The organism is Enterococcus sp. 7E2_DIV0204 (genome assembly GCF_002140855.1).
In the GTDB taxonomy this organism is placed as follows: Bacteria; Bacillota; Bacilli; order Lactobacillales; family Enterococcaceae; genus Enterococcus_L; species Enterococcus_L lemimoniae.
In genome coordinates this window covers 881,050-893,728 of sequence record NZ_NGKY01000001.1, presented here as the reverse complement: position 1 = coordinate 893,728, position 12,679 = coordinate 881,050, and the positions used below count along the sequence as shown (strand labels likewise).

Genomic DNA, 12,679 nt, shown 5'->3' with positions numbered 1-12,679 from the left:
TACCTTGGTTTCAAACTGGGCAGGACCAATTGCAAATATTGGTGACTTTACTCAAAAGGCGAAAACACCGAAAGCGATGATCATCGAGTTACCATCAAGGTTTATCCTTTCTTACATTTTGTTTGCAGTTACATGTGTAGGCTTGATTGTCGGGACTCAAATTGCTTTTGGAGAACCGATTTTTAATATTGTTAATGCCTTTGATAAAATCGATAATACCTTTGCGGTTTTTGTATTGATTCTAGCCTTGAATATGGGGGTGCTGGCTTTCGTTGTATTTGGGAATTTATTCCCAGCAGGGTTGCAAATGTCTTCATTGTACAAATAGAATCAGTTGGTATTAATTGATTTTAAAGTGGGGACTGAATAGACGTTTAAAAAGTCAGGACCACAGTCCATCACACCGTTTATTTGGATTATAAGTGATTGACTGGGTTGTAACTCGCAGAGTTATGACCCAGTTATTTTCGCTTCAAAAATTAGATTTTACATTATTTTTCCTCAAAATATAAATCTAAACTGTGTATTCTCTAGAATATCCGCTAGTAATCTGCTACAATGATTGAGAAGATTTTTTTTAAGAAACGCCTCTATCCTAAGAAGCGAAGCAACCTAGATATAGCGGCATTATACTAACGTTTCGATCAGAGTTGCTGGTCGGATCTTAAAGAATAGGAGAATAATAACATGATAGCAGTAAGTGATCTTAAAGCAGGCATGACTTTTGAACAAGACGGCAAATTAATCCGTGTAATGGAAGCAAGCCACCATAAACCAGGTAAAGGGAATACCGTTATGCGTATGAAATTAAAAGATGTTCGTACTGGGGCTACAACGGACACAACTATGCGTCCTGATGATAAAGTCAAAAAAGCTTTTATCGAAAGTAAACCTGTTCAATATCTTTACAGCCAAGATGATACAGCGAACTTTATGGACCTTGAAACGTACGAACAATATGAAATCCCAACTTCTGTGATCGAATATGAATTGAAATATCTTTTAGAAAACATGGAAGTAAAAATCCAATTTTACGGATCAGAAGTAATCGGAATCACATTGCCTACTACGGTTGTTTTAAAAGTTAAAGAAACACAACCATCGATCAAAGGCGCAACAGTCTCAGGATCAGGTAAACCAGCTGTGATGGAAACAGGCTTAGTTGTCAACGTTCCTGACTTTATTGAAGTAGATGAAGCGTTAGAAATCAATACGCAAGAAGGTACGTATTTAAAACGTGCATCAAAATAAATGAAAGAAGACAACTGACCGATGAGTAAGTGATCGATTAGTTGTTTTTTTGTTTTAGCAAGCTGTAAGAAACCTTTCATCACTACTAAAGTCAGTTGACATGTTACAATGGAATATATGTTTTAGAGTAGAAAGGGAGAGAAATATGGGTTTTTTATTAACATTATGTCTTGTCTTATTATTTACTAAACTTGCTGGACATTTTTGTAATCGGGTAGGGATCCCTTCTGTGATCGGCGAATTACTGGTAGGGATTTTAATTGGACCAGCGTTGTTAGGTTGGATTAAACCAGATGATTTTATGCATTATTTTTCTGAAATTGGTGTTATTATTTTGATGTTTATTGCAGGCTTAGAAAGTGATCTGGAATTATTGAAAAAATATTGGCGGCCAGCACTAGCAGTTGCGCTTTTAGGAATCGTCTTTCCAGCTGCGATGGGCTTTGGTGTGGGGGAGATGTTTCAGTTTTCTGTACAGAATTCAATTTTCCTAGGCGTTTTGTTTAGTGCAACTTCTGTTAGTATTTCTGTTCAAGTATTAAAAGACCTGAAAAAAATAGATACCGAAGAAGGTGCAACCATCCTAGGTGCAGCAGTTGTCGATGATATTGTGGTCGTTTTGATTTTAGGTGTTATGTTGAGCTTGATGAATCGCTCTGCACCAGGTGAAGGCTTACCAATGTGGGAAGTGTTACTCTTAAAAGTCTTCTTCTTTGTTGTGATTTTTGCTGCTAGTAAGTGGTTGGTTCCTTGGTTATTGAATTTAAGTAAAAAGCTGATTGCAATTGAGGCTGTATCGGCGGTTTCTTTAGTTATATGTTTAGGGTTTGCTTATTTTGCAGAAATGTTGGATATGGGCGCGATCATTGGCGCGTTCTTTGCAGGTGTGGCCATTGCACAGACGGATTACCGTAAAGCAGTTGATGAGAAATTAGAGACGATAGGCTACACTGTATTTATTCCAATGTTTTTTGTTTCGATTGGGTTGAATATGACTTTTGCAGGTATGTCAAAGCATTTTCTTTTTATTATCGTCTTAACCGTTGTAGCAGTCTTGTCTAAATTGTTAGGTGGTGCTTTAGGTGCACGTGCGACTGGCTTCAAAGGGGTTTCAACCTTGATCATTGGTTCGGGAATGGTATCTAGAGGGGAAATGGCATTGATCATTGCACAAGTTGGTCTAACGTCAAGTTTCCTTTCAGAAGAGTATTATTCTTCTGTGATCATTGTTATTATTGCCACAACGATCATTGCGCCTTTGTTATTGAAAGCCACGATCATGAAACAAGAAAAACAACTTAATTACTAGAAAAAAAGTTTCTGCCGAAACGCATTAAAAGCGACTTTGGCAGAAACTTTTTTATTTTAATGAATAGAACCCATTAATTTTTTAATTGGATTTTTACAAAAGAGTAGCAAGATACCCGCCACTACAGCGATGATCCCTATGATACCGAAATACGCTGATTCCGTTTGGGGAGTATAAAAACGTGCGATCTGAGCATTGATTGCTTGTGAAGCGGCATCCGCTAATAGCCAAATAGCAACTGTTTGCGATTCAAAAGCCTTAGGAGCAAGTTTTGTTGTAATTGATAGACCAACAGGAGAAATACACATCTCAGCTATGATCATAATAAAGAAGCTAAAGAACAACCATAACGGACTAACTCTGGTATTCGTCCCATATAACAATCCCGGAAACATCAACAATACGAAAGACAGACCCGCAAAAACTAAGCCAAATGAAAATTTAACCACAGTAGATGGTTGTCTTTTCCCTAATCGCGTCCATAACGTTACAAAAACAGGTGTTAGGATCACAACGAAAATTGGATTTAAAGATTGAAACCAACTTGGGGCGATGGAAAAGCCGAATAGGGTGTCATTCGTCCGTTCACTCGCAAATAATGCTAAAATTGAAGAGCCTTGTTCTTCTAATGACCAAAAAACGATACCAGCTAAAAATAAAGGGATGTAGCCAAGTACTCTTGGTTTTTCTTCTGCAGTAACATTCTTAGAAGTCAACATCTTGGTGAAATAATAAACTGGCAACAAGATCCCTAAAATACTAACACTGTTGATGAAAAAACCGATGGTCAAATGACCTAGTAAAAAGGCTCCACCAAAAAGAACGATAATAAAGAGAAGCGCAATCACTAATGATCGAATAAACTTTTTTCGTTCCTCTGTTCCAATTGGGTTGGTTGGTTTTAAGCCAATACCTGCTAATGATTTTTTCCCTTGCAAGTAATACTGTAGTAAACCGAAAAACATCCCAAATGCAGCAACAGAAAAGCCGACATGATAATTATATGTTTGGCCTAATGTTCCGACAACTAAGGGTGCTAACAACGCACCAATATTGATGCCCATATAAAAAATAGAAAAACCAGCATCACGACGTGTATCTGTTTTTGAATAAAGATGTCCCACCATACCAGAAACATTCGGTTTCAACATTCCAGTTCCAATCACAATCAAAAGAATCGAAAGAAATAATGCGCCAATTCCAAACGGTGTTGCTAAAACAATATGTCCGACCATGATGAATACTCCGCCGAAGAAAACCGTTTTTCTAGCACCCAATACCCGGTCAGAGATCCAACCACCAACAATACTGGACATAAAAACTAATGAGCCGTAAATCGACATGATGGCTAAAGCTGTTTCTTTCGGTAAGCCCAATCCGCCGTTTGCGACCGTATCATAGATATAATACAGTAAAATTGCTCGCATACCATAGTAACTAAATCTTTCCCACATCTCAGTAAAGAAGAGTGTAGACAATCCTTTGGGTTGCCCCAAGAACGACTTGTCTAACTGCTGCTCATCCATAAAAAATAACCTCAATTCTTTTTAATATTCAGAAAATTCATTTAACCTAGAATTTCTGAAAAAATATATACGATATATTGTAAACTGTTACTCTTTTAAACTTCATAAAGTTTCATGAATAGACTATAAGAAAAATAGCTGGTTTATTCATTCAAATTTAATAGTAAGGAGTTGCTAAAGAAATGGACTAAAATAGAAAGGAAGAGTTTTTTTTGAAAAAAATAGCCGAACGCCAAAAAGAATGGGCTTCATTGAAATATCTGGTTTTAGCAAAATCCCAACCTGACTACAAGGCAATCAGAAAACTATTTGCAGATAATAATTGGGATACTGAAAAAGAATGGGCATTTCGTAAGTATCTTCAACATGCGTTAGCCCAACCAACTAAAAAAGGAGATCTGCTAAACGCCTATCAACATGTCTGGGGATACTTTAAAACGAAAGCAACAGATGAGGAACGTCAACATTATCAATCATTAATAGAAAACTTTTCTATCAATGAGGATGAAGTATTGCCTTTTCTAAAAAAATTAACAGTTAAGTATCAGGAGCCATATTTACTTCAATCCGTATTGCTTTTTCCGAAAGCGTGATAAAAAAACAGTTAGTTTGTCTTCGACGACTAACTGTTTTTTTAGATGTTATTTCAAATAATGATTGATTGTTTTTTGGTAGTTCAACCAATCTTGTTGTCCAGAATTAAAGTAATCAGCTAATAAATAGCCAATATAAGGACCAGTTGTCAAACCAGAAGAACCTAAACCACTTGCAACGACAGCTGTTGGATTATTTGGTAAGCAGTTGAAAAAAGGAGCAAAATCGGAGGTATAGGCACGGGTTCCCACACGATAGTTTGCTGGATATTTTTCAAAAAAAGATAATTCTGTCAGAAAAGGCACTGATTTTTCTTTCAGTTGAGAAAAAGCTTCCGTTGTTGGTGTTAGATCATAGCCACCGTCATTTTCATGTGTTGCACCGATTAAAATTTGTCCGTTTTCAAAAGGAATCAGATCGCTCTCGCCATCTAGCATGGCAACTGGCCAGCTGCCACTCTTTTTATAAGGTGTATCAAAGGCTAATAGTTGTCCTTTTTGAGGTCTAATATCTGTAGTAAATCCCAAGGGTTGTAATAAATGAGGCAATCCCGGTCCTGCACATAATGCAATAGCATCAAAAGCTTCTGTTTCATTTTGAGTATTAACGAGCCAGTGATCGTTTTGTTGATTGAGTTGGACGAAAGCTGTTTTTAAAGTTATGCCCTGAGCAATTGCTCGTTGTCGTAATGTTTCTAAGTAACTGGCACCATCCAACTTTCCACCGCCTGTAATAAATAAGGCAGATGCTGTTTTTAATAACGGCAGCTTTTCTGTGACTTTTTCACCGGTCAATAATTGAATATCCCCAATTTCAGGTGCTGCCTGCTTCCGTTCTTTGGCCAAAGCCATTAACGGCTCAAGTTCTCCATCTTTTCTAAGGATCAATGTTCCAGTTTGTCGATAAACATTGGCGGCCAAATCAAAATCTTGTACTAGTTTAGGATAGAACGCTGCCCCATCTTTTGCTAGTTGATACCATTGTTTATTGCGTCGCTTAGACAACCAAGGGGAAATAATTCCTGCGCTTGCCTTGGTTGCTTGTCCAACAGGATTGTCGTAAATCGTTACACTGTATTTTTTTAGATCAATATAGTTGGCTAAAGTCATCCCAATGATCCCGCCGCCGATAATCACTAATTTTTTCATAAGTTGCTCCTTTTGTATACATCTAGAATTAAGTAATTTATTGTTACATAAGATCGACTTAGATGCAAGTCAATCTGAAGAGTAAGCGGCTGTTCTAATTGCGATAGTAAGTCTATGGAGAAAATTTGATAAAAGAATAACAGGAATTTAATGAGAAAAGCCTTTTTTATTATGGTATGATAATGAGTGTTATTGTTAGTTGCAATACAGCTTAAATATATAGGAGGTTACGAAATGAGAAAAACAACATTAGGGTATTTGCTAACGGCTGTAAGCTTGACCATTTTATTGAATGGATGCGGTTCTAGTGGAGCAAAGACTGGTGATTCTGGTCAAAAATCAGCAAACAATGAACAAACATTTTCTGTTGTTGCTAAACAAGAAATTCCGTCAATCGATGCATCGGTTACAAATGATGTCGTTGGGTGGGGTGTATTGAAAAATACCAGTGAGGGATTATTCCGTGCTGATAAGAATGGAAAATTAATTCCAGCAGGTGCCGCTGAATCACCTAAAATCAGTGAAGACGGTTTAACTTACACCATTAAATTACGAGAAGATGCAGTATGGTCAAATGGTGATCCAGTAGTCGCAGCAGATTATGTTTATGGATGGCAAAGGACGGTAGCACCCAAAACTGCTTCTGAGGTTGCTTATCTATTTGAATCAATCAAAAATTATCAAGCAATCATGGACGGTAAAGCACCAGCAGAAGATTTAGGCATAAAAGTGTTAAATGATTATGAGCTAGAGGTGACACTGGAAGCGCCTGTTCCTTATATGGAATCGCTACTGTCACTACCGCCATTTTTCCCGCAAAATGAAAAAACAATCAATAAAAGTGGGGAAAAATATGCCAGCTCAAGTGAACATATGGTTTACAACGGCCCTTTTGTCCTAAGCGATTTTGAAGGGGCAGGAACGGATACCAAATGGAGCTATGTGAAAAATGAAAAATATTGGGATCAAGCCAACGTTAAGATGAAGAAAATCAATTTTGATGTAGTCAAAGAAGATGCGACTGCTTTAAATCTGTTTCAGGATGGTCAAACAGACGACATCGTTGTAACAGGCGAATTAGCTCAACAAATGGTTGATGATCCAGCATTCTTCTCACAAGATATGTCGAATGCAACCTATGTTGAATATAACCAAACCAAAAAAGAATTTCAAAATGAAAATATCCGTAAAGCTATTTCATATGCTTTAGATCGTCAAACGTTAGTTGATCAAGTATTAGGTGATGGCTCGATTGCAGCAACAGGATTAGTCCCTAAAAATATGTCCTTCAATCCTGAAACCGAAGCTGATTTTGTGAAAGATTCTGGTAATCATTTGAAATATGATCCAGAAAAAGCCAAAGCATCCTGGGAAAAAGCCCAAAAAGAGCTGGGGATCGACACGCTTAAAATCAATTTACTTTCATCCGATGCTGATTCAGCTAAAAAAGTGGTAGAATACATGCAAGGTGCAATTCAAGGAACCTTGAAAGGGGTCACGGTAGAAGTTTCTTCTGTACCGCTTTCCGTTCGACTAGAGCGTGGCAATCAAGGTGATTTTGATATGATCTTAGTCGGTTGGGGTGCAGAATATAATGATCCTAGTGTATTTTTAGAACTATTTGCATCTGATAATATCAATAATAGTGGTAAATATAATAACAAAGAATTCGATAAGTATTTGAAAGCATCTGCTATGACTGATGCAGGGAATCCAAAAGCACGGTGGACAGATTTACTTGAAGCAGAAAAGGTTTTAATGGATACAATGGGTGTTTGTCCAGTCTATCAAAAAGCTGAGGCCCATTTACGAAATCCTAAAGTCAAAGGTATTTTGCCTTCTGGACCAGAGTATGATTATAAATGGACATTTATTGAGTAGCAATTGAAAGTTGAGAAGGAGTGGATTAGATGATTCACCGATATATTCAAGTAACAGGCTCAGCCTTTGAACGCGGAGTTGAAATCGGTAAAATATTAAAAATGCAGATTCAAACGAATTTATCCAGTCAAAAATTATTTTATAAAGATCCAACTGAAATCGTGGATAAATGGTTGGCAAAAGCACAAACGTATCTTGATTACACAGAAAAATTCGCACCGAACGTAGTAGCAGAAATGGAAGGCGTAGCCCAAGGAAGTGGCATAGATTTTCAAGAGATTTTGTATCTGTACACTATTTATGAACGCTCATTTTTTGATGAATTGATCAGTGATAAATGTACCTCATTTGCTGCTAAAGGAAATGCGACTCTCGATGGCTCCGTGATTTGTGGGCAAACTAATGATGAAAGATTGGACGAATACCGCTCAGAAGTTGATTGCGTCGTCCATCATATTGATAGCGAGACTGATTTTGAAGCGTTGATTTACAGTCATCCAGGCATTCCAGCCTATATGGGTATGAATAATTACGGCTTAGCGGTGATGTGGACCTATATCGATAATGGACAGCGGCAGGCTGGTCTGCCGACCGCAGGTATCATCAGAGAGTTGCTCAACAAGAGAAGCTTAAAAGAAGCGCGTGAGTATCTGTACAGCATTCCTCATGCTGTGCCGAATCAGTTTAGCCTATCACATTCAACTGAAGGAATCGCAAGTTTTGAGTGTTTTCCAAACAAAATTTATGAGCATGCACCAGCGGATGTTATGATTCACGCCAATCATAATAGTATTGCCCTAGAAGAACCAGAAGAAGGCGGCTCTAAAACCTCTCATTCTCGTTTTGAAGCAATGGAAGCAATCGTAAATGAAAATGTTGGAATTATTGATATGGAGTTAGGGAAACAGTTCTTAGCCAATCATCGGAATTTTCCTAAAAGTGTTTGTAATCATCCTTCGCCAGAGCACCCGCTATCCAAATCATTAGCTTCGATGGTTTTTGATTTAGGAAAAGGAAATATGCATTTAGCCTTTGGGAATGCATGTGAACAGCCATTTCATACGTATCAGTTTAAACAATGGTTTGGATAAGAAAACTCAGGTACTTTTTCTAGAGGGGACTAATGGCTATTTAAGACTGGATAATGCAAGTTATCTAGGTTAAAGAACTGACTTTGTGGACTAAGTGATTTTGAGCATTGGTTAAATACCAAAAAACAAAATGTAAAATTATAATTCTATAGTAATGATAATTTAGTTTTACTGGTGATTTTTGGAAATTTTGATCTATTATAAAATTAGCTAATTTTATAAAATAGTGATATAATGACAATGAAAAGAGGGATATGTTAGCCTATATCCCTCTTATGTAGAACCGTGTAAGACGGTAGCATTTTTTTATAGGTTAAAAATAACCGTTATCCTGCTAAAGATAAGACGGTTATTTTTTTTTGTCTTTTTTTAGCATATCTACAATCAATTTAATCAAAGCCATGGTAAACATACCAAAACTTAGAATCAATTGAATTGTTTCTAATGCAGACAAAAGGCTTTCTCCTTTCGTAGATTTTAGTACTTACTTTCATAAGCACCACCACCCTTCGGAAGTAGCCACCGTCATAACTTTTCTACAATGTTTAGTATATCATACAATAGGCTATTTAAGTTGTTTTTACTTTGACTTAATACGAGTATATTTTCTCATAGTCCTGTTTGTATAGTAGCGTTATATGTTTAAATGCTATGTTACTTCAAACGAGTCAACAATCGAGCTGTATGCTTCAATAGCCCTGCATAATTTACTTTTTTAGCTTTTACATCGCCATATAAATCCTGCTCATATAACTCCGTCAATTGGATGAAACTACCGTGAAATTGTACATACGCATGCTCAAACCGTTGAGTATAACTAGTTAAGGGTTCATCGAGCTGTCGCGGTAAAATATGTTCTGCTTTGCGTAATAATAGCGAGTAAGCTTTAGCAAACTGCTTTGGATAAAGCTTTAGAGTCAGGCTAAAACGTAGCAAGAAAAAGTACTTTTTCAAAAAGAAACTGCCGACTACTAATAAGATAATTAATAAGCCAATAGCTATATTACGTAAAACTTGAAGCCATGGGCTACTTACAGAATCTTGTGTGCTTTTTTTAGTGACAGGCTCTGAATTACTAGAAGTAGCTTCAGTTTGATTTTTTGTTTCAGAAGATACAGTGGTTTCTGCTGAGCTTTCAATTGTCTTTTCTGAGTTAGAAGTAGTTGTCGTTGTAGTTTGACTAACTTCGTTGGTAAAACTTGGTGTGGGTTCAAACGGGATCCAACCATATCCTTCAAAGTAAACTTCCGGCCAAGAATGAGCATCGCTATTTTTAATGGCATATTCTTGATATCCCGCATTTTCAGAGCGCGTGAGTTCCCCAGGTGAAAATCCCTTTGTCCAACGACTAGAAATACCGATTGACCGAAGTAAGATTATCATAGCACTGGAGAAATTATCACAATAACCAACTTTTGACTCAAAAAGAAAGTGATCAACATAATCCTCATTTTGTGGAGTAAAAGGTGTATCCGTTTTTGAATAGCGATAACCACCCTCTTGCTTTAGATAGTGTTCAACGGCTTTGACCTTATCGTAAAGAGTGACTTGATTTTCAGTAATTGAAATAGCTAATTCTTTGATACGACTGGGTGTAGTCACGGGAATTTGACTATTCTGTTCATCCAGAGAAATTTGATAAGGTACTTGCATCAACGATTCTTGTGTAAATGTAGGTTTTTGCCAAGTAAACTGAATCGATTTAGGCTTCGACATAAGATTGATCCGTTGTTTATCTTTGATTTGTTCTACCTTTCCAAGCTCGTTAAGTTGGAGTGAAATTGTTCCGTAAGGATAAGGCAAATAGTCTTTTGGTGCGTTAAAAGTCAATGTGATGCTTGTTTCAGCAGCTAAAGTCCCTTGATATTCAGGATTTGTAGCGAGAATCAAGGGTTGTTCTACAGCTGTTGTGACTATTTCAGAAGTATTCTTCCAACCTTTTCCAGTATAGTAATTTTTGGTTTCCACACGCCAATAATGCTCACTGGTCTGTTTGGCAGTGAAAAGTACCGATCGATCATCTGACAAAGGTCCGCCTAATTGAGCGTTATTTTCACTAAAACCAGCTGTAGCCAAAGAGTCACTGCCATAACCCTCAATTTTTTGATAGATTCCTTGTTGATTTACGTAATCACGAATGCTTGCAGTTTGCGTAATTAAAAAAATCTGTGATCGAGGAAATAGCACAGGAAAGAAATACGAGCCGACAGCAATCAGGAACAGCGCAGTACTACTTAATAAAAATAGCTTCAATTTGACTTGTTTAGCCAACCAATTCGGCGTGTGTTTCAATCCATAAAAAAGAATGGCAAAACTTGTGATCAAAATAACGTGAAGCCCTAAATTTAAACGATTAAACACCGACAACATAAGCAAATAACCAATCAACAACAAAGTGCCGAGTAGCCACCGCTCATAACGGATCAAGAGTACATTTAATAAAATCAGTAAAAACAAAATAATCGCCAAAGCAAAAAAATCAGGTAAGTAATTAATTTCCCCGCTAATCATTTTTGGATAGGTGACGAGCATTTTCTGAACAAAAACACCGAACCAAGAAAAGCCGAATGATCGAGAAAAAGGGAAATAATAGTAAAGTGTGAACGAATAACTAAGCATATAAAACGGTAAAATAACTAATTGGTTTTTGACAAGTAAAGTCATAGAACAAACCAATGCCAACATCCCAACGAAAAAGAATGTGTTTGCCTGGGCTAGATTATAGACTTTTAAAAAAGGCAGAGCAGTTGTTATTAAGATAAAAAAACTGAGCAGTGCAAAAGGCCATCTTTCTTTTAGACTATTTTTCAAAAATAGGACCTCCTTTATGGAGCGAGCTTACTTGATCTTTCCGAAGAAAAGCGAGAACCCCTTCCTCGAACGTCATTAAACAGAGCTCATTTGTCTTCGCTAAATGATTTAATTGTTCAGCTAACTGAGGTGTCTTACAAGGCGTAAAAATCACTAATTTTTTATTTGAATAAGAAGGTAGAGCACACTCCTGTGACAAAGGAGCTACGGTGGCCATGGTAAATTCTTTTAGTGCAGCATCAGGAATGTCAGCTAGAATCGTTTGTTGAAACGATAGTTTATGCTCAACGAAGTGAATAAATGAATAATAGATAGAAACAAGTTCTTCAAATTTTTCATGAGCCAAACCATAAAATACAAAATGAGTTTCTGTTTCGGCTTCTTGTTCGTATTCTTTCACGATCAATTCATTTCTTTTTCCAGATAGTTTCCAATCAACTAAATTGAACGGATCTCCTACTTGATAGTTGCGGAAACTTCGAATCGAAAAAGTTTGATTCCCAAAAGGGGTAGTAAAATTTACCATTGAGCTCACTAGTTGGTGATAAAGTTGTTCTGCTACATCTATCTGCAACGTAGGCATGACCACAAATGGACCTGTCGCCTTGACCACATATTGTTTAGAGAATAGTCGAAATAAGTCAGTACTGACAAGGACAAATGAAAGCTCTTGAAAAATGCCTCTTTGGGAAGGGCGCCACTCAAAAGTCAGATCTTTTCGCTGTCCTGAATATAGACCTAAATAGTGGTTGTTTGTTGCGCTATCTTCGCTTAAAAAAATCATGAGTGTTGGAATTGGCAACAGTGTTGGACGATAGCGAAAGAGTTCTACTTGAATGTTACTTGATTGATCGACTCTGTAAATCGTTTTTTCTATTGATTCAACCTTAATTTTTTTTAGAGAAGGCAGCAAAGTCAAAATATCTAGCAACAATAAAAATAGCAAAAAGAAAAACAGTAACCAACCAGTTGGATTGTTAAAAATAATTGCATATAGAAAAACAGCAGTGTAAAAAAGAGCGATACCGATAGCTCGGATAAGATTATTGATCAAATATCGTTTCATAA

The 12,679-nt window shown here is 36.9% G+C and carries 11 protein-coding genes; 6 read left to right on the top strand and 5 right to left on the bottom strand.

What is annotated here, in order from left to right; translation table 11 throughout:
- Positions 1–4 precede the first annotated feature (4 nt).
- The 3 genes from A5819_RS19685 (at position 5) to A5819_RS04255 (ending at position 2,560) form a co-directional block, all read left to right on the top strand.
- Entirely contained in the window at positions 5–328 is a 324-nt protein-coding gene (locus A5819_RS19685) for a cytosine permease (RefSeq protein WP_254907215.1), read from the top strand.
- Between the two features lie 359 nt (positions 329–687).
- A complete protein-coding gene (gene efp / locus A5819_RS04260) occupies positions 688–1,251 on the top strand; it encodes an elongation factor P (RefSeq protein ID WP_086276987.1) in 564 nt (187 codons plus the stop codon).
- Between the two features lie 145 nt (positions 1,252–1,396).
- Positions 1,397–2,560 (top strand): cation:proton antiporter, encoded by a 1,164-nt coding sequence (locus tag A5819_RS04255; protein WP_086276984.1) that lies wholly within the window; start codon positions 1,397–1,399, stop codon positions 2,558–2,560.
- 56 nt (positions 2,561–2,616) lie between these two features.
- Here the strand turns inward: A5819_RS04255 and A5819_RS04250 are convergent, their stop codons facing one another.
- Complete coding sequence (locus tag A5819_RS04250; RefSeq protein ID WP_086276980.1) at positions 2,617–4,086, bottom strand: peptide MFS transporter; 1,470 nt, start codon at positions 4,084–4,086, stop codon at positions 2,617–2,619.
- A 212-nt stretch (positions 4,087–4,298) separates the two neighbouring features.
- Here A5819_RS04250 and A5819_RS04245 point away from each other — a divergent pair, with 212 nt between their 5' ends.
- On the top strand, positions 4,299–4,679 hold the full coding sequence (locus A5819_RS04245; RefSeq protein ID WP_086276977.1) for a YbgA family protein: 381 nt from the start codon (positions 4,299–4,301) through the stop codon (positions 4,677–4,679).
- A 48-nt stretch (positions 4,680–4,727) separates the two neighbouring features.
- Here A5819_RS04245 and A5819_RS04240 read toward each other — a convergent pair whose 3' ends face one another.
- Positions 4,728–5,828: an FAD-binding oxidoreductase gene (locus tag A5819_RS04240; RefSeq protein ID WP_086276974.1), complete on the bottom strand. Its 1,101-nt coding sequence runs from the start codon at positions 5,826–5,828 to the stop codon at positions 4,728–4,730.
- A gap of 234 nt (positions 5,829–6,062) precedes the next feature.
- Here A5819_RS04240 and A5819_RS04235 point away from each other — a divergent pair, with 234 nt between their 5' ends.
- The gene (locus tag A5819_RS04235; RefSeq protein ID WP_086276971.1) at positions 6,063–7,709 is read left to right on the top strand and encodes a peptide ABC transporter substrate-binding protein; all 1,647 of its coding nucleotides are present in this window, start codon (positions 6,063–6,065) and stop codon (positions 7,707–7,709) included.
- 29 nt (positions 7,710–7,738) lie between these two features.
- Positions 7,739–8,800 (top strand): C45 family peptidase, encoded by a 1,062-nt coding sequence (locus A5819_RS04230; RefSeq protein ID WP_086276968.1) that lies wholly within the window; start codon positions 7,739–7,741, stop codon positions 8,798–8,800.
- Between the two features lie 349 nt (positions 8,801–9,149).
- Here the strand turns inward: A5819_RS04230 and A5819_RS04225 are convergent, their stop codons facing one another.
- The 3 genes from A5819_RS04225 to A5819_RS04215 all read right to left on the bottom strand — a co-directional run bounded on the left by A5819_RS04225 (position 9,150) and on the right by A5819_RS04215 (position 12,677).
- Positions 9,150–9,254, bottom strand: coding sequence for a putative holin-like toxin (locus A5819_RS04225; protein WP_086276965.1), 105 nt, complete (start codon positions 9,252–9,254; stop codon positions 9,150–9,152).
- A 200-nt stretch (positions 9,255–9,454) separates the two neighbouring features.
- Positions 9,455–11,611 (bottom strand): transglutaminase family protein, encoded by a 2,157-nt coding sequence (locus tag A5819_RS04220; RefSeq protein ID WP_086276962.1) that lies wholly within the window; start codon positions 11,609–11,611, stop codon positions 9,455–9,457.
- Positions 11,601–12,677, bottom strand: coding sequence for a DUF58 domain-containing protein (locus tag A5819_RS04215; protein WP_086276958.1), 1,077 nt, complete (start codon positions 12,675–12,677; stop codon positions 11,601–11,603). The genes A5819_RS04220 and A5819_RS04215 overlap by 11 nt, the downstream gene beginning before the upstream one ends.
- Positions 12,678–12,679: the final 2 nt, after the last annotated feature.

Bases quoted from the DNA above. Each gene is read 5' to 3' on its own strand.
- A5819_RS04235 (WP_086276971.1), top strand. From the start codon at position 6,063: ATGAGAAAAACAACATTAGGGTATTTGCTAACGGCTGTAAGCTTGACC.
- A5819_RS04215 (WP_086276958.1), bottom strand. From the start codon at position 12,677: ATGAAACGATATTTGATCAATAATCTTATCCGAGCTATCGGTATCGCT.
- A5819_RS04240 (WP_086276974.1), bottom strand. From the start codon at position 5,828: ATGAAAAAATTAGTGATTATCGGCGGCGGGATCATTGGGATGACTTTA.
- efp (WP_086276987.1), top strand. From the start codon at position 688: ATGATAGCAGTAAGTGATCTTAAAGCAGGCATGACTTTTGAACAAGAC.
- A5819_RS04255 (WP_086276984.1), top strand. From the start codon at position 1,397: ATGGGTTTTTTATTAACATTATGTCTTGTCTTATTATTTACTAAACTT.
- A5819_RS04230 (WP_086276968.1), top strand. From the start codon at position 7,739: ATGATTCACCGATATATTCAAGTAACAGGCTCAGCCTTTGAACGCGGA.
- A5819_RS04250 (WP_086276980.1), bottom strand. From the start codon at position 4,086: ATGGATGAGCAGCAGTTAGACAAGTCGTTCTTGGGGCAACCCAAAGGA.